This is a genomic window from Paenibacillus lactis (assembly GCF_017873605.1).
Taxonomy (GTDB): domain Bacteria; phylum Bacillota; class Bacilli; order Paenibacillales; family Paenibacillaceae; genus Paenibacillus_AQ; species Paenibacillus_AQ lactis.
Genome location: NZ_JAGGKI010000016.1, coordinates 56,883 through 74,694 on the forward strand (window position 1 = coordinate 56,883; position 17,812 = coordinate 74,694).

A 17,812-nucleotide genomic window follows, 5' to 3' on the forward strand; every position below is an offset into this window, starting at 1 on the left:
CCATGCATAAGTTGGGTGGCTTTACTATAAGCCTGCGGGAAAATCGTTGTCAATCGGGATTTTCGGCCCCGCCTCCCCTTCATCCCGCTGCCGCTGCAGCATCCGCCGATACGCCCCCGGCGTCACACCATGCTTGGCGGTAAATAGGCGAGTCATGTAATTGGCATCTCGAATCCCCACCCTGTACGCGATCTCGGAAATGCCAAGCACCGTGCCGCCCAGCAGTTTCTTGGCCTCCTCCAGGCGCAAATGCAGCACGTATTGAAGCGGCGTTTTGCCGATATGCTTTTTCATGCATCTCGCAATATAGCCTGCCTGGAAATGCAGCTCCTCCTCGAGCGACGCTCTGTCGAACGGCTCCTTCCAATGTTCATTCAAATATGCAACGGCAGCCCGGGCCAGCCGTTCGGAGGGCTCGGGTGCAGACGTCCGCGCGCATTCCGCCTGCAATGCGGCGAACAGTTTGGCGAGCAGAAGATGGAGCAGAATCGCGTTTTCCCCGTTCAGTCTGTTATGGGTATCGTTCAACCCGCGGAGGATCGGCTCGATCGCCTGCACGTCCACAGCGGCAAACTTCGGCAAATACATGCGCTGCTGCGCTGGGGGCTCGACGTCCTCGACCGTGCCTTTGGACAGCAGCACGGACCAGGGAATGTCTTCTTGCCGGATGCGCGTCGCAGCATGCCCATGGATGAAATGCACCCAGTAAATCTCCGTATCCTCTTCGCAGGATCGATGCCCGATATGAGGCAGGCCCGCCTCCAGCACAAGCAGCTTGCCCGGGCTGATCTCGTATTCGGTTCCCTCTTCGGTCATATAGAACGTTCCCCTCGTAACCAACAGCAGGTCATAGACGCCGAAGGTGCGGGCGAAGTGCCGATCTCCCGGCTTCCATACGGCATGTCCCGCCGTCACGAATTGCGGCAGCGGCGGAATCGCGAATTCAAGGCATAGCAAAACAGCAGGCTCCTCTCTCGCATAAGTTCATTTTGTGCTAGTCAAAGTCTATATTATCACTGGTTCGAAGGCTGGAAAAGAGTTACATTGGAGCACAAGAAACCGTTCTCATGAATATGCAAAGGGGCTGACCACGCATGCGATTCCGTCAGGTTCATCTCGATTTTCATACGTCGGAGGCCATTCCGGGCATCGGAAGCCGCTTCTCCAAATCCCAGTTCCAGAACATGCTTCGATTGGGGCACGTCGACTCCATCACGGTCTTTTCAAAATGCCATCATGGCTGCGCATATCACCCCAGCGAAGCCAACGAAATGCACCCTCATCTAGCCTTCGATTTGCTGGGCGAGATGATTGCTGCCGCGCATGAAATCGGCGTCAAAACGCCGGTATACCTATCGGCCGGCCTCGATGAAAAGCTGGCTCGCCGCCATCCCGAATGGCTGATTCGGGATGCGGAAGACCGGACGCGCTGGGTGAAGGATTTCATGACACCAGGCTATCACGAGTTCTGCTTCAATACACCTTACCTGGACATTCTGCTGGCGCAGATCCGAGAGGTTGTCACCCGCTATGATGCCGATGGCATATTCCTTGACATCGTCGGCATCCGTAAATGCAGATGCCAATACTGCGTCGCTTCGCTGCGGAATGCCGGTCAAGATCCGCGGGACGAAGCAGCCGTAGCTGCCTTGGGCGAGTCGATCTACCTGAATTATACCCGGCTTGTGCGGGAAACGGTGGACGCTGTGAAGCCCGGTCTTCCCGTCTTTCATAACAGCGGCCATCAACGCCGGGGCCGCCGCGACCTCGCCCATGTCAACAGCCATCTGGAGCTGGAATCGCTGCCGACCGGAGGCTGGGGGTACGACCACTTCCCCCTGTCGGCGCGTTATGCCCAGACGCTCGGCATGGAGTATCTAGGCATGACGGGAAAATTCCATACCTCCTGGGGCGAATTCGGCGGCTACAAGCATCCGAATGCGCTTCGGTTCGAAACGGCGCTAAGTCTCGCTCACGGCGCCAAATGCTCGATCGGCGACCAGCTCCATCCGTCAGGCTTCATGGATGAAGCAACGTATGCCCTGATCGGCGCCGCCTACTCGGAGGTGAAAGCCAGAGAACCGTGGTGCAGCGGCGTTGCATCCGTGGCGGACATCGCGGTCCTGTCGCTGGAAGCCGCTTGGGAAGCTTGCCCGGATGTCCGGAAGTCGGAGGACCGGACGAATCTGGCCGATGCCGGAGCTGTGCGCATGCTGAATGAGGGCCATTATTTATACGACATCGTGGATGCTGAAGCAGATTTCGGGCGCTACAAGGTGCTTATTTTGCCCGATGAAGTTCCGGTATGGCCGCAACTAGCAGAGGCCATCCGCTCATTTACCGATAACGGCGGCAAAATTCTGGCAACGGGACGTTCGGGCCTGAACCCGGCCGGCAACGCGTATATGCTGGACCTGGGGCTGGATTGGAAGGGAGCAAGTCCCTACCGCCCTTCCTATTTCCGTCCGGATTTTACGCCGGGTTCCCTGCTCCCCGCTTCGTATGTTATGTATGGCGAAGGACAGCAGGTCGAATTGAACGGCGGGCGGGCACTTGGTAGCCGGGAGCATCCATATTTCAACCGCGACGTTTTCACATTTTGCTCGCATATGCACACTCCAAGCGCTGGGGAGGACAACGGACCGGGTATGATCGAAAGTTCAAACGGGATCTACATGGCCTGGAATGTGTTCAGCGAGTATGCCGATAACGGTCACCTCATCCTGAAAGAGATGGTGCTCCATGCACTCGGCCGCCTGCTCCCCCAGCCTTCCCTGCGATGTGATTTACCTGCCCGGGGCATTGCGATCCTCCAGTACCAAGGGACGGAGAACCGATATGTCAACCACCTGTTGTATGCATCGCCGGTACTGAAAGGGCGGGTTGAGGTTATCGAGGACATCGTGCCGCTGCGGAACGTTTCGGTCGCCCTGCGTCTCCCCTCCTCCGCATTGGTCAAACGGGTGTATATCGCCCCTTCGATGGAGGAACTCCCTTTTGATACAGAAGCTAACGGTGAAATCAGCTACACCGTTCCGGTCTTGGAAAATCACCAGATGGTTATCTTGGAGTTAGCCTAACCACTTTCCTTCATTGTAAAAATCATATCAACACAATCCAGCCGCAGTCCCGAACACTGCGGCTGGATTCCGTATTGACTAATCCGGATATATTGAAAAAGAGTTAAGGTAAGCGGCTGTACACCATTTGCATTGGTACCTATGGCACATAGAAATAGCAAGCCGGTCCGACGTTAGGTACGGACCGGCAAATGAATAAGCAGGATACAGCGGTTATCTCAACAGAATCAGGAAAGAGCTTACCCAGCCAGATGGATGCTAGCTCTGCCCTCCTATGATTGGACCGGGAAGAATTCCAGCAGCCGGAGGATCCCGTCGCTCTCCCTTTCCACGGCTTCCGCATATATAGCAAGCCGATTCTCCGCTCCCTTGGCAAACCAGCTTCCCGGAAGCAAAAACGATGTCTGGTCCCCGCCGGAAAATACGGGCCGTTCCGAGGAATCCGGGGTCCACAGCCGTCCGGCCACCCGGCCGTTAAAGAACACCGTCAGCTTCAGGTTTTTTCCGTCTACACGCACACGCCATCCGCGGCCATGATTGGAATCCGGCACCACTGCATGCAGCCATGACGTCCCGCCGGACCTCAAAGGATACGGGAGCAGGATGGTGGAAGCTTCCTTCATGGAGGCCATAGCATGCTCCCAGAAAGCTTGCTCTTCCCCCCCTGTCAACGTCCACTCCTCCGCGCGGGTTCCTTCATACAGCAGAATCTCGCCCGCTGAGGAAGCATAGTGGCGATTCACTTCGCAGGCGATGGTGAGCGATCGTTCTCCGGTATCCAACCGGAGGAAGGGATTGCGTGGATTGATCACCCCGTGCTCGCGCCCATTGATATATACCTTGACCGTGCACTGGAGATCGCGGAAATGCAGGATGGCTGCATCGGCATCCTCGGATATTGCAATCGTTTTGCGGTACCAGCCTCGTGCATGAACCGCAGTATCCATCCATGCGCCCCAGCCGATGACCGTCCACGAAGCATCGTCGGTCCCTTCTGCAAATGCCCGATCTCCCTTCTCCGCTTCTGACAATAGAGCATCCGTGCTTTCCGCCTTGAACCTCCAGTTGTCGGTTAGCCTGCGAATTCGGCGGACAGCCGTCACTCCCTTGATCCCTTTCGTGCTATGAAGTCGGATGGAAGGAATGCGGTTGTCGTCGAAATTGGTATGCCCCCAAATTTCCGCGCGAACGGTCAGCGCAAGCGGATCCTGACCGGTCCATTTTCCCGGCAAATAGCATATGCCTCCCGCCGGCACATGCGTTCCTTCATAACGTCCGTTTACATAAACCGACACAATGTCGCTCGCTTCCTCCAGCATCAAACCGCAGTACCCGTCTCCCGTCGGAGCCGCCAACACGGCTTCATACCAGCCAAATCCCCTGTAGATCCCGTAATACTCCAGATGGTCCGGCGCTTTCCCGAGAACGGTGGTCTGATCGAACAAAGGTGCATCGGGTGGCAGCTCCGAAGCAGTCCAAGCGATGTCGACGGGAGCTGCAGCAGGCTGCAGCCAAGCGATCCTATCCTCCAGCAGCAGCCGGCCTTGCCTGATTCCGGTTAGTCGAAGCGCTTCATCTCTGGTACACACCGCTACGAATAATCGACGGCCATCCTCATAGGTCAGGCAAGCAATGCGGCTGCCGTCCTGATGTATGAATCGCAAGCGGCAGCCTTCGTTCATCATGTCGACTTCAGAGCCATCGCTAGTGACCTCCACTTTCGACCCTCGCTCAAACCGGAAACAAACTTCCGTTTGATGATCGCTTTGAAAGATCATATATCGTTCGGATGTCGTTTGGTCCAAGGTCACCCATACCAGCTCGGCATTGGCATATTCGAGCACGCCGCTGTATCCCCATGTCTCCATTGGAACGCCCAGCGGGAAGAACGGGCATTCGCGGGCACCGATCCGAAACGGCAAAGTGCGCCGGAGGGAACCGGTGTCGAAGGATACCGTTGTTTCCGCTTCCACACCGGTCAAGTTGGCCAAAGCAAACACGATGCCGCCTTGGGGAAAACGAATAACGTGCGGCCCGGCAAGTACGCCGGGTTGAATCCCGGAGGTGCGTATCTCTTGCGCAGTTGCTTCATCCGGTGTTCCTGACGCCAATCCGGTGCCGTAGGTCGATATGAGGCGTCCCAGCATCCGCCCTTCATGGATTTCGGGGCGGAGATGCCCCTCGGGGGATATCATGCCGCCGAAATCATAATCCGAGGTCAGCATTGCCAGCGGATCGCCCCAGTTATTGGCCGCATTGGTGAATCCAAAGTCGGTGCCCGATACCTGCAGATACGGACCCAACAGCTTCGCGCCGCTGACGAGCAGCCGGCGGAGCAAATAATGAGATCGATTCGTTTCGGTCACGAGCAGCGGATAGTCCAACTTGCTTAGCCGCTGCTGGTACACCCTCACCTTCTCTTCGAAATCCGGCTGCACATCGTCCGGATAAAAATTACAGGTCGGAACGATGCCTTCCGCATAGCCGGAGGCGCGAAAAAGGTCGCCCTGACCGGCGCAGGCGATCAGCGGCACGCCGATGCCTTCGGCCCGTGCCAGATCCCGCAAGGCGGACATATACCCTTTCGGATCTTCGCAAGCATAGAAATCCAGCTCGTTATCCAGCTGTACGCAGATCACCGTTCCCTCCCGGCCATACTCATACCGCCTCAGGATGGGCATGATCCGGCCGTACCATTTCGCCGTTTCGGCCAAGAACTGCGGGTCGTTGTCGCGCAGCTTCATCCCGCTTCGCGTGAACAGGTAAGCGGGCAATGCCCCTCCGTCCCATTCCGAGCAGATATACGGACCCGGCCGGGCGATTACGTACAGCCCTTCTTCCGCTGCCATTCGCAGGAAAGCCCCGGCATCCTTGTCCTCTTCAAACTCCCATTGACCCGGTTCGGGCTCGTGAAAATTCCAGGGGAAATACACATCGATCGCATGGTAGCCCGCCTCTCTTACCTTCCTCATCCGATCGCGCCATTCCGCCCGCGGTAGCCGGAAATAAAACAAGGATGCGCTTAGGAGGACAACCGCATGGCCGTCAATATAGATTCCCTCTTTGCTTAATTCGATCCGTGGTATCGTCTCCGTGTGTTTCATAATGCCTCCATTTCTGCATGAAGCCTCTGCGGCATCTTCGGTGCCCGCCATTGCCTGATCCGAGTTGCCGCAAAGGGCTGTTATTCCTCGCTGTTATTCTTTGGTCTTCGTTCTTGGTTCTTCGTTCTTCGTTCTTCGTTCTTCGTTCTTCGTTCTACGTTTCACATCAACACACCGTTCTCAACCCTTAAGCGCTCCGCCGATCTTAATGCCGCTCATGAAATATTTCTGGCCGAAGGCGAAGAGCAGAAGGCTCGGAAGCAGCGTAACCAGCGACGCGGCGAACATCAGCCCGTAATCGGTCAGCCCCTGCCGGCCTGCATTCAGATTGTAGATGCCCATCTGAAGCGTATATTTCTCCGGGGTACTCAAGTAAATCAAAGGCCCCATAAAATCGTTCCAGTTGCTGTTAATCGTCCAAATGCCGATGGTGACGAGAATCGGCAGGCACATCGGCATAATGATCCGGACCAGGATTCCGAAGGAATTCGCGCCGTCGATCTTCGCCGACTCATCCAGCTCTTTCGGGATGGTCAGCATGAATTGGCGCAGCAGAAAGATGTTAATCGCCGCCGCAAAATAGTTCGGAACGATGAGCGGCAGGTATGTGTCGATCCAGCTGAGCTCTTTGTAGATCAAATATTGCGGTATCATCGTCACCTGGCCAGGAATCATCATCGTCGACAGGACGAGGATGAACAACGGGCCGTTCAGCCGGTGCCGGAATCGGGCGAAACCGTAAGCCACCAGCACGGAGGATGCCAATTGGCCGATCAAGGCAAATGCTACGATAATCAGCGTATTTTTGACGTAAATCCAGAACGGGAACACGCTGAACAGCCGTACATAAGTATCCCATTGAAAATCCGAAGGGATCCAGCGAATCGGAACCGTGAATATTTCCCCGGGAGGCTTCAGCGAACCTGAGATGGTCCATATCAAAGGCAGCAGGAATAATATCGCTCCCATCGTGAGGACCGCATATCGCAGCATCAGCCGTACATTACGCATGAGCTTCGTGCTCTGCCGGCGGACCGGAGTGCCTTTTTCCGTTGCGGCCGCGTTATTTCGACTCATAATAGACCCACCTTCTTGAAAAATACAGGTTCACCAAGGTCACGAGCATAATCATGATGAATATGACCCAGGCGATCGCCGAAGCGTACCCCATCTTATAGAACCGGAATGCGTTGTCGAACAGAACGACCATCAGGCTGTCTGTCCATGTCTTGGAAGATCCTGGCATGATGACGGGCTCCATGAAAATTTGGAATGAACCGATAATGCCCATGGTAAGCTGGAAAAAGATCGCCGGCGTGATCAGCGGAACCGTAATGCGCCAAAACCGCTGGAACCGGTTGGCTCCGTCGATTTCGCCCGCCTCGAGCAAATCTTTCGGAACCGAGGCAAGCGCCGGCAGCCAGATCATCATGCTGCCCCCGACGCCCCATAAACCGACCAGCAATACGGCCGGCTTGGCCCAGTGCGGATCCTGGGACCAGCCGGGACCCTGTATGCCGAACCAGCCGAGCATCGCATTGATCAGCCCGGGATTCATGCCGTCGCCCGTTCCCGGCGAGAGCAGGTAAGTCCAGAGCTTCAAAACCGCGACTCCGCCGAATACGGCAGGCAAATAAAAGACGATGCGATAGAAGTTAATGCCGCGGATCGGTTTGGACAACAGCACGGACACCGCTAGTCCCAGAATGATCGTCAGCGGAACACCGATCAGCGCATAATACAGCGTATTGTTGAGGTCTTTCCAGAAGTATGTTTTGTCTTGCGAGAGCTGCACATAGTTATCGATCCCGACGAACTTCGGCGGCGAGAGGACGTCCCATTGCATGAAGCTGAGAATGAACGAGGAAAGGAACGGAAACGCCGTAAACGCCACAAACCCGATGATCCAGGGAGATGTATACAACCAGAAATTTCTCGATTCCCGTTTAGCTAGCGAGCGTGCCCGCCGCGTCTTGACCATGATGCTTCCCTCCAAATCATTGGTTTTATGAAGGAAGCGGGGCATCCCCCGCCCTCCTTCGGCACGTTCGCTACTGTTCAAGCTGCTTGGCTTCTTCAAGCAATCGGTCAACTTCGATTTTCATCTCGGCCAAAGCATCGTCCACGCTTCGTTGTTCATTAAAGATCTGCCCAAGGTACGTATCGGCGGCCCGGTTGATCTCATCCCATTTGACGGTTGCCTGTGGAGCGAAGGCCCGCTGGGCGGAGGTCAGCTGGGATTTGAAGTTTGCCGGGGGGTTGTCGCCGATATTCAGGTAAGCATCGGATTCCGCCACCGATTTCAGCGGCGGAATTTCGCCGTGCTCCGCAGCCAGGATCTTCTGTCCAGTCTCGCCGGTCCAGAATTTAACGACTTCCCATGCCGCCTCCTTGTTCTTGGACAGCTTAGGAATAGCGAACGCGTTGGAGAACAGTGGGGATGCTTCCTTTGCTCCCTTCGGCACAGGTGCGATATCCCAGTCGAAGTCTTTGATGTTCGCCTGGCTGCTGAGAATATGCCACGGTCCGTCAATGATCATGCCGACCTTTCCGCTGGTCCACATATCAACGCCCTGCAGCAGCTGACTCGCCTGGGGTGCTATGTTGTCCTTCCATATCATGTCTTGAATCGTTTGGATCGCTTTCTTCGCTTCCGGCGAATCGAGCGTAAATTGCGTGCGGTCTTCGCTGAGCAGACTGCCTCCGTAAGAATAAACCCAGGTTTGGTAGCTTGCCCACCACGATCCGACGCCACCGAGGCCAAAGATGCTGTTTTTAGGATCGGTGATCGTTTTCGCAGCGGCATAAAAATCGTCCCAAGTCCACTCGTCCGACGGGTATTGCAGTCCATGCTGGTCGAACAGGTTTTTGTTGTAAAGCAATATCATGGTTCCCATCCGCATCGGCATTGCCATTACTTTGTCTTGGTAGCTGTATGCACGGATGGCGGCATCGTAATAATCGGAGGTATCGATGCCGTCTCGTTCAAGATAAGGGGTAAGATCTTCCAATGTCCCCTTTGAAGCATAGCTGTAGAAGGATTCGGCAAGCTGAACGACATCATAAGGATTGCCCGCAGCCATCGTTGCCAGCTGCTTCTGTTCATATCCGTCGCTCGGGATTTGGATCAGGTTTACCTTGATTTCGGGATGCACCTTCTTGAATTCTTCGTAGATTTTCTCCATTCGCGCTTTATCGAAGTCCCCTCCCCAATAGGAAAAGCTGACTTCCGCCGCCTTGCCCGGCTCCCCGCCGGAATCTGCCCCTCCTCCGGTGTCTGCGCTTCCCCCGCAGCCTGCTGAAAACATCATTGCGGTCACCAACAACATTGCCAACAACATACGCCAAGACTTCTTCATCACCCAATAACCCCTCCGATCGCAATTTAGCATTCACCCGAGTAATGAAACCCATTTCATGAAACGGGTTTCATTACAGTCCAAAAAAGAAAGCGGTCAGCATCCGCCGTGTCCTCACTTGATTGTAAGGGCTTTCTTTTTCCACATTTTATTCGATGCCTTATCGGGTGTCAACTCATTTTTGCGAATGGAAGGACGGATTCGGTCAACGCAAACTCCGAGTGCTGTTCCGTACGATCAGCTCAGGCTCGATGACGGTTAGCATCCTAACCTTTTCCTTGAGAATCATTTTGTGCAGCACTTGCACGCCGGTACCGCCGAGCAGATCCATGCGCTGGGAAACGGTTGTCAATTCAGGATAGATTGCCGACGCGAGCGGAATGTCATCGAATCCGACGATCGATACCTCGTCAGGGACCGAAACGCCTGCCTTCATGGCTGCCTTCAACGCCCCGACGGCCGTGAGATCGTTCACGCAGAATACTGCTGTCGGCCGTTCCCGTCGCGCAAGAATCTTCTCCATCGAGCTCTCTCCCGATGCCATTGAATAATCCCCGTAAAGAACGTTCTCCTTCGCGGTCTCCAAACCGTTCTTCTTCATCACGCGTCGAAAAGCCCGTACCTTCTGTGCCGTTGTCGTCATTTCTTCGTTCCCTGCAATGAAAGCTATGCTTCGATGTCCGGCATCAATAAGAAATTGGGTCGCCAGCTCCGCGCCCTTGGCTTCATTCAGAATGACACGATGAAGCGAGGTGCCCGGAAGATTGCCGTTAATGAGCACCGTAGGAATGCGCGATGCCGTCTCAACGACCTCTTCGGCCAGCTCCGGATCGCACTTGGACAAATTAATGCGTCCACCCAGAAATAAAATTCCGTCTACCTGTTTCTCCCGCAGCATATGCAAATACTGCGACTCTTTCCGAGTGTCGCCCAGCGTATCGCACAGAAAAAACGTGTAGCCCATCTCACTGGCCGCCCGATCGATGCCGCTGAATACTTCCGGAAAGAAAGGGTTCGTGATATCGGGCATGATGACGCCGATCGTCCCTGTTTCTTTCTTCAGTAAGCTTCGGGCCAGGGCGTTCGGCTGGAACTGATATTTATGGATGATCTGCATGATCTTGGAACGCGTGCTTTCTTTGACAGGCGCCGTGTTATTCAGCACTCTCGAGACCGTGGCGGCAGAGACCTTGGCCTCCTTGGCTATATCGTAGATCGTCACTTGCTTCATGCACACGCACCCTACCTTTACGATGTCGTTTCATTTAAATGTATCAAATAAAGCACGAAATGGAAATGCTTTTACGCTAACACGTGCTTTACCATTGACCTGCAATTGTCGATTCAGGAAGGTATTTCCGTTTTTTTGAGACCACTTAAGCAAACGTCTGCAGACTAGAGGGCATATTTTTATAGACATGATGATGCTCTTTGGCCCTTAAATATCGCGTCCTTCCGATTTGGCGATCTGAGCTCTATTTCTGAAAAAGATTCCGGATCAATCACCGAACAAGCCTTTTCCATAGCGGAAAAGGCTTGTTCTAAGCGTATACCTTTTGTTTCTAATCCGTCTTTCGGGATTAAGACTCGCTGTCCGTCTCCAGGACCTCCCACCGGTGGCGGAACTTCTCCAGCCTCGGATGCGGATGTCTCGGTTCAGACACAAGTAACAGTCTCAGCCGGACGATCCATTCCTCAAATGAAGAATAGGATGCGAACGCATTGGCAATCTCGGGGGTCATCAGCACGAAATGAGGACCGCCGTACTTTTCGACCAGATGCCGCAGAGCCGTATCTATCGGGGTATATTTTTTTCGTTTCGCTTCGAATGACTCTACGACGACGGAGGAAGCGCCGCTCTCATCCAGCCATTCCTGCAGCCCCTGCTCCCTCTTGTAAAATGGGCTGACCTGGACCTTGAACATCCGCTTCATCGTCTCCTCATGCAGCGGATACAGAACCAGCTTCGAAAATGCTCTCTTCTGTTTCGTCTGAACCGCACGCTCCACAAGCTCCTGCACCTGCTCGAAGGGATCATAGAAGATCAACGTTCCCTTTGTCGCCGGAGTGGGCGGTTCATAACCAAACGGGACATATTCCGTTTTTCGCGGCATTGCATTGCACCTCTTTTCCACCTTTGTATGACGGATTCCTAAAGCGCGGGAGGCACCCTGTGGCGTGTGGCCTGCTCAAAGGCATAGGCAAGCTTGATTAATTGGGGTTCGCTAAATGCCGTGCCAACAAACGTGATTCCCTGCGGCCCTTTTGTAATGTATCCTCCCGGAGCAATGATGCCTCGCTGCGCATAACCGCCGGGAACGGTTATCGACGGATAGCCTGCGCGGGCAGCCAGATCCGCCCCAAACTCATTACCCAGAAACAACAAGGCATCCAGCTTGTGCTCCTTCAAGGCATGGTCAATCCCATTGGTCCCGGCCATTTCCTTGTTCTTCCTTAGGCTCTTCAGGTAGTCCGTTTCCGTCAGCGTACCGCTTGTTTCATTTGCCCAGATCAGCGTATCCTGTCCATACTTCAGTGCTGTTTCGGCATGCGTTTCATTAAATGCGATCACTTCCGCCAGTGAATGCACCGGCTGCTCTGGGCCCAGTGTGGCCAAATAATCATTCACATATTTCTTGAACTCGTATCGCAGCACATTCGCATCCCAGTGAGTCCCTTGGCAAGGAAGATTCACGGGATCGAGGATTTCCGCACCCAGTTCGCGCAGCACCCGGATCGCCGACTCGACTATGTCTATTCTGTCCGAATCGAGATGCTTATAGTAGTATCTTGGTATACCGATCCTCGCATGTCTCGCTCCGTCAATGACAAGCGCATCCGTATAATCCGGTCGGTGCTGCCGTGGATCGATCTTCGTGGCGCCGTCGCGCTCATCCCTTCCGACAATGGCGCCAAGGAGGATGGCCGCATCCGTGACGGTTCTAGCCATAGGTCCGGCCGTGTCTTGGGTGTTGGTTATCGGAATGATGCCGCTCCGGCTTACAAGTCCAATCGTCGGCTTGATTCCCACGAGGCTGTTCTGGCTGGACGGGCTGATAATCGAACCTGATGTTTCCGTTCCGATCGCTGCAGCAGCTAAATTGGCTGCGACGGCAGCAGCGGAGCCCGAGCTCGATCCGCCAACAAACAGCTCGCCGGGACCGTATGGATTTAGCGTCAGCCCGTTCCTTGCGCTATACCCCGCCCACATCGTCGGCGACATAAAATTTGCCCATTCGGTCATATTCGCTTTTCCCAACAGAACGGCGCCGGCCTCCCGCAGCCTCGCCGCAATGAAGGCATCGTCTTTCGCAAAAGATTCCGCCAGTGCGAGCGAACCGGCACTTGTATGCATCCGGTCCCCTGTATCAATATTGTCCTTCAGAATAATCGGAATCCCGTGAAGAGGCCCTCTAGCCCCCTTCTCACGCCGCTCTTGGTCCAGCTTCCGTGCAATTGCCAGCGCATCGGGATTCACCTCGATTATGGAGCGGAGCCGACCGTCATGCCGGCCGATCCGGTCCAAATACAGTTCAACGAGCTCGAATGAAGTGATCAAGCCTTCATCCATCGCCCGCTGCATATCGGATATGGTTGCTTCCACAACCCAGTTTTCTTTGTCCAAAGACATCCAAAGTCCCCCTCGTTCTGTACTCCACTTACCGCAGCCGGGGATTAACGCTTCATGCTATGGCCTCCAATCGGTTCATATCCATAGAGAATTCGCTGTATTTGGTGAAATACCTTTTTATTTCTTGCGCAGCCGCTGCTCGATAACCTTCTGGATGGAGGCAACCAGTACCGTTTGTTCGTAATAACAAGAGTCAGTCGAAAAAATCATATCTTGATAGCTGGGTGTTGAACAACGCTTGAGCGCAGGCGAGGTGCATTGCTTCCTGGCGTTATTCATCCCTGTGGTTCCGCGCAAAGAAATTAGGCGATATGTATCTGAATCCACAAACAACGGGGGAGCTCCCGACCGATCCGCTAGGAGCTCCCCATCCGCTGTCTTCGTTACATGATGATCGTTATCGTTGGCGCAGAAATCGTTGGCTGCGTCGTAATCGCGGATGCCGTATTAGTAAAGCTCGCGATCTCAAGCAGTACCGGAATCCCTTCGGGGACATCCGTGGCATCGAGCACCAAATCCGCGGTCGACAGCGTAAAGAGGGAGCTTTGCTGCAGCATGCCGTTGATATACACATTGACATATTCCGTCCCCGTCAGAGCTGGAAAAGCCGTGATCGCAGCCCCTGCATCATCAACAAAGCTCGTCGCCGGCATCGTGGTCGCAGCCGCTCCGATCATGGCTGCCGTTACTACCGCGAAATAGCGCGAGACAACGGGCGTGACCGTCGTCGTAACGACGCCTCCCGTTGCCACCGGGGGCGTAGCGATCGCCGTAATGACCGGTTTAATAACAGGCATAACATCCTCCTCCTCTCAGGTCTATGAAATTCGTCATAGACTAGCAGCACTAGCTGCTATCTTATTAAATGCTATTTTCATAGATTTTGATTCCGGCATCCCACCATTTTCTGTCGAAGCGTCTCTAACGATCATTCAGATTTGCAAGCGTCCACCCATTACTAGACAATCGTCCATTCCCAAAATGACATTCGCACATATACTGCATCAATGAAAGGGCGGAGGTGATATTCTGAAGAGGTCCCTTCAACTGTATAAAAAACGCTGCCGCGATAAAGGACACCCTTACAGGGGCAAGAGACGCCGCCACCGAAGAACTAGCGTCCGGAAATGCCGAAAGAAATGTCCCGCGGGGAGGGTCTGCCCGCCTCAGAGTATCGTTATCCCTCCTGTACGGCAAGGATCTCGAGGGCCTCAGAAAGTCCATGGCGGGCACGGGTTACCGGGAGCTGAAGGACCGGGAGGCGCACCCGGACCGCAGGGACCCGAGGTACCTGCCGGAGTACCGGGTCCAGCCGGACCTCCTGGCGAACAAGGGCATGCGGGCAATCCGGGACCCTTAGGGCCTCAGGGGCCGCCTGGTCCGCCAGGCATTCAAGGGCCTCCGGGGCCGCAAGGCTTGCAAGGAGCTCCCGGACCTCAGGGCCCGCGAGGCGAACCGGGTGAGGTCATCCTCCCGGGTGTCGTGGTGACGCCTGACGTCATGCGCTATTTTTATACAACCGACGCCTTGGTCGCACTCGACCCGCCGCTGATCATCCCGGCGAACCAGTTTACGGACGATAACGGTAATGCCGTTTCCGAAATCATGGAGATTTCCCAAAGCGGTTATGCAAACCTGTACATTAACGGCATGATGCAGGAGGGCCGAATCTTTAGCGTTACTCCCGAAGCGCTGACACTCTATTCCCCGGGCGACGTTCTCCTCGAGGGGACGCCGGTTATCCTTCAGGTCTTTCAATTTAATGCCCAAGTGGTCGTATAATGCTTAATTGATGGTTCAAGTGACCGCTGTTTATAAAAAGTCCGCCCAAGCAGACCTCGGGCGGACTTAACATTGCATTGTGTCACCAAGGGTTTACTCCCCGATGACGCCTTTTTTTAGAATAATATTGGCGTACAGCGCCTTCTCTCCTGTCGAGACGATGGCGTACGCTTGCTTCGCCCGCTCGTAGAAAGCCGAGCGCTCCATTTCTTCAACTTCTACCTTAGCGTTATGAAACTTGGAGATGATGCTCCGGTATTCATCCCAAATCGGGGTCTGGACGGGATCGCCGGGAGTAACCGCCATGAGTGCCGCCGGGGATGCTACATACGTATCCAGCGGGAACAGCGGCAGGATCGCCTGCAACAGCTCCGGAATCCCGTGACCGTCCGCCCGGACCAAACGCCGGGCATGGCTGGCTGCCGGGAAATTGCCATCACCGAATACGATTTCATCGCCATGACCCATCTCCATCAAGATTTTCAACAGCTCGGGTGATATCAGATTGGATATTCCATTTAACATAGACAACCCCCTGATCTATTCGGATTTCCCAAGATTCGGTACAGCACGGCAGTTTGCGGCTCGATCCCGCGAATTAACCGCTGACCTGGCGTTCCCGGGTAGCCGCTTGGTATTTGGAGAACATCGCATTCCATTCGGAATCCGCTTCCGGATCGTACACCGCAAGCGGGAACGAACGTTTGACGAGCTCGATTCCTTCCTCCCGGCTTGCCAAGGCTCCGTTCGCGATGAATTGCACGAGCATATTGCCGATCGCGCTTGCTTCGACCGGACCGGCCCATACGGTTCTTCCCAGCGCATTTGCCGTGAACCGGCAGAGCAGCTCGTTCTGAATCCCACCGCCGACCATATGCAAGCCTTCATATCGAGTCCCGGTCAAACGCTCCATGCTCTCCAGCACTTCGCGGTACCGGAAGGCAAGGCTTTCAAGAATGCAGCGAACCATCGCTCCCGTGCTCTCCGGCACAGGCTGCCCCGTTTCCCTGCAATCCGTCTGGATTTCCGAAATCATATCCGCCGGATTCATAAAGCGAAGATCGTCCGGCTGGATAAAGCTGCGAAACGCCTCCTCCTCCTCCGCCAACCGGACCAAATCGCCGTACCCATAGTCCAGGCCTTGCTGATCCCACTGCCGCTTGCATTCCTGGAGGATCCACAATCCCATAATGTTCTTCAGCAGCTGAAAGGTATCGAAGGCTCCGCCTTCATTCGAGAAGTCCTCCTTCAATACGTCCGGGTGGAGCAGCGGTTCCTTCATCTCGGTTCCCAGAAGCGACCATGTGCCGCATACGAGATAGGCAAAAGACGATGAGCTTGCCGGAACGGCTACGACGGCGGATTCCGTATCATGCGATGCCACCGCGATCGCCCGGATCGGCGGAACGCCGAGCTCCTTCGCGGTTGAACCGGACAGATTGCCGATCCACGTGCCCGGCTCCACCGGTTCGATGAACATGGAAGGATTGAGCCCGAGCTCTTCAATGAGCGGTTCGTTCCACTTCCGCTGCCGTACATGATACAGCTGCGTCGTGGTGGCCATCGTAAATTCACATGCCTTCACGCCTGTCAAAAAATAATTGATCAGATCCGGCGTCAGCAGCAGGGCATCCGCGATATCCAGCATCGGAGAGCTTGCCTTCCGCATGGCGTTCAATTGGAAGATCGTGTTAAACGGCATAAACTGAAGACCGCTCTCCTGAAACAACCGCTCCCGGCCGACTTGGCTGCAGGTTTCCTCCACCATGCCTTCCGTCCTCGGATCCCGGTAATGATAGGGAATCCCGATTAGCTCCCCGTTACGGTCAATCAGCCCATAATCGACGCCCCACGAATCAATCCCGTAGCTGACCGGGGCATAGCCGGCTTGAAAGGCTTTGCGAATGCCGTTCTTTACCTCCTGCAGCAGCATGGGGGTGTTCCAGTGCATATGCTCTCCGAACTGCACGGGGACATTGGCGAAACGGTGGATCTCCGTAATTTTTAGAATCCCCTGCGAGCCGCCGTCCGGGGAGGCGGCGATCTCCCCTAGCAGCGCCCGGCCGCTGCTAGCCCCCATATCGAACGCCAGCACGGCAGATGAATGGCTCATATGATTTCACCTCTTCCCACAAAAATGCTCAAGCACGAAACAGGCTGCCATGAATGTTTAGATTATTTCATTTTCTGAAGCAGCTGAATCCGGTAGTCCTCGCTCTCCAGCGCCGCGATGTCATCGACCTCCTGGTCCGTCAGCGGCACCGGTTGACCGGCAGCCTTGGCGCTCAAGTAAATTTTGGCGCTTTCCTCGACCACCTGTGTCCGGTAGTAAGCCTCGCGCAAATTTCTCCCTGTAGTTACTAGGCCATGGTTGCCGAGCAGGATCGAGCTCGCCTCCGTCACCTTGGCCGCAACCGCTTCGGCGAGTAAATCCGTTGTCGGAATAATATAGGGCACATAAGCGGTCCGGCCCACAAGAGCGGCCTGATCCGGAAACATGACCGGCAGCTCCTTCTCGATTAACGTAAAGGCGATGCAGTGGGACGGATGGGTATGCACCATCGCTCCGATATCCGGGTTGCTGCGGTAGCCATACAAGTGCATTAGCACCTCGGAGGACGGTCTCAACCCGATATCCGTGATCTCACCTGTCGGTATATGAACCTCGATCCATTGCTCCGGCTCGATTTCCTCCAGTGCGAAGCCGCTCGGGGACAGGTACATCATCTCTCCCGACTTAGCGCTGATATTCCCGCCGGGTCCGACGACTAGGCCGTTGTCCACGATTTTTGTCGCATATTTACACAGCTCCTGCCGTGTCTCCATATTTTGCATGGTCTCGTCTCCTCTCCCTGG

General features: G+C 54.9%; 14 protein-coding genes. 2 read left to right on the forward strand and 12 right to left on the reverse strand.

Going from position 1 to position 17,812, the window contains the following annotated elements; genetic code table 11:
* Positions 1-24: 24 nt before the first annotated feature.
* Positions 25-957 carry an AraC family transcriptional regulator gene (locus tag J2Z18_RS23565; protein ID WP_007128456.1) on the reverse strand — a complete coding sequence of 311 codons (933 nt, stop codon included), beginning with the start codon at positions 955-957 and terminating at the stop codon, positions 25-27.
* A 137-nt stretch (positions 958-1,094) separates the two neighbouring features.
* On the opposite strand from J2Z18_RS23565, the gene J2Z18_RS23570 reads away from it, so the two are divergent.
* Positions 1,095-3,080, forward strand: a complete 1,986-nt coding sequence (locus J2Z18_RS23570) for an alpha-amylase family protein (RefSeq protein WP_007128457.1) — start codon at positions 1,095-1,097, stop codon at positions 3,078-3,080.
* A 272-nt stretch (positions 3,081-3,352) separates the two neighbouring features.
* On the opposite strand, the gene J2Z18_RS23575 is transcribed toward J2Z18_RS23570, so the two are convergent.
* The 8 genes from J2Z18_RS23575 to J2Z18_RS23610 form a co-directional block, all read right to left on the reverse strand.
* Positions 3,353-6,184 (reverse strand): beta-galactosidase, encoded by a 2,832-nt coding sequence (locus J2Z18_RS23575; protein WP_007128458.1) that lies wholly within the window; start codon positions 6,182-6,184, stop codon positions 3,353-3,355.
* Between the two features lie 180 nt (positions 6,185-6,364).
* Positions 6,365-7,261, reverse strand: a complete 897-nt coding sequence (locus J2Z18_RS23580; protein ID WP_007128459.1) for a carbohydrate ABC transporter permease — start codon at positions 7,259-7,261, stop codon at positions 6,365-6,367.
* Positions 7,248-8,210: a carbohydrate ABC transporter permease gene (locus tag J2Z18_RS23585; protein WP_007128460.1), complete on the reverse strand. Its 963-nt coding sequence runs from the start codon at positions 8,208-8,210 to the stop codon at positions 7,248-7,250. The genes J2Z18_RS23580 and J2Z18_RS23585 overlap by 14 nt, the downstream gene beginning before the upstream one ends.
* Positions 8,211-8,235: 25 nt before the next feature.
* A complete protein-coding gene (locus J2Z18_RS23590) occupies positions 8,236-9,525 on the reverse strand; it encodes an ABC transporter substrate-binding protein (protein ID WP_167324087.1) in 1,290 nt (429 codons plus the stop codon).
* Positions 9,526-9,748: 223 nt separating this feature from the next.
* Positions 9,749-10,774 carry a LacI family DNA-binding transcriptional regulator gene (locus J2Z18_RS23595; protein WP_007128462.1) on the reverse strand — a complete coding sequence of 342 codons (1,026 nt, stop codon included), beginning with the start codon at positions 10,772-10,774 and terminating at the stop codon, positions 9,749-9,751.
* A 349-nt stretch (positions 10,775-11,123) separates the two neighbouring features.
* Positions 11,124-11,657, reverse strand: coding sequence for a hypothetical protein (locus tag J2Z18_RS23600; protein WP_007128463.1), 534 nt, complete (start codon positions 11,655-11,657; stop codon positions 11,124-11,126).
* 38 nt (positions 11,658-11,695) lie between these two features.
* Entirely contained in the window at positions 11,696-13,174 is a 1,479-nt protein-coding gene (locus tag J2Z18_RS23605; RefSeq protein ID WP_007128464.1) for an amidase family protein, read from the reverse strand.
* A gap of 383 nt (positions 13,175-13,557) precedes the next feature.
* Positions 13,558-13,971, reverse strand: a complete 414-nt coding sequence (locus J2Z18_RS23610) for a DUF4183 domain-containing protein (RefSeq protein ID WP_007128465.1) — start codon at positions 13,969-13,971, stop codon at positions 13,558-13,560.
* A gap of 619 nt (positions 13,972-14,590) precedes the next feature.
* Between J2Z18_RS23610 and J2Z18_RS30615 the strand changes: the two genes are divergently transcribed.
* On the forward strand, positions 14,591-14,956 hold the full coding sequence (locus J2Z18_RS30615) for a DUF4183 domain-containing protein (protein ID WP_007128467.1): 366 nt from the start codon (positions 14,591-14,593) through the stop codon (positions 14,954-14,956).
* 93 nt (positions 14,957-15,049) lie between these two features.
* Here J2Z18_RS30615 and fucU read toward each other — a convergent pair whose 3' ends face one another.
* From fucU to J2Z18_RS23630, 3 genes are all read right to left on the reverse strand, one after another.
* Complete coding sequence (fucU, locus tag J2Z18_RS23620) at positions 15,050-15,481, reverse strand: L-fucose mutarotase (protein ID WP_007128468.1); 432 nt, start codon at positions 15,479-15,481, stop codon at positions 15,050-15,052.
* Between the two features lie 73 nt (positions 15,482-15,554).
* Positions 15,555-17,069, reverse strand: a complete 1,515-nt coding sequence (locus J2Z18_RS23625) for a rhamnulokinase (RefSeq protein ID WP_210095449.1) — start codon at positions 17,067-17,069, stop codon at positions 15,555-15,557.
* Between the two features lie 62 nt (positions 17,070-17,131).
* Positions 17,132-17,791: a class II aldolase/adducin family protein gene (locus J2Z18_RS23630; protein WP_007128470.1), complete on the reverse strand. Its 660-nt coding sequence runs from the start codon at positions 17,789-17,791 to the stop codon at positions 17,132-17,134.
* Positions 17,792-17,812 lie beyond the last annotated feature (21 nt).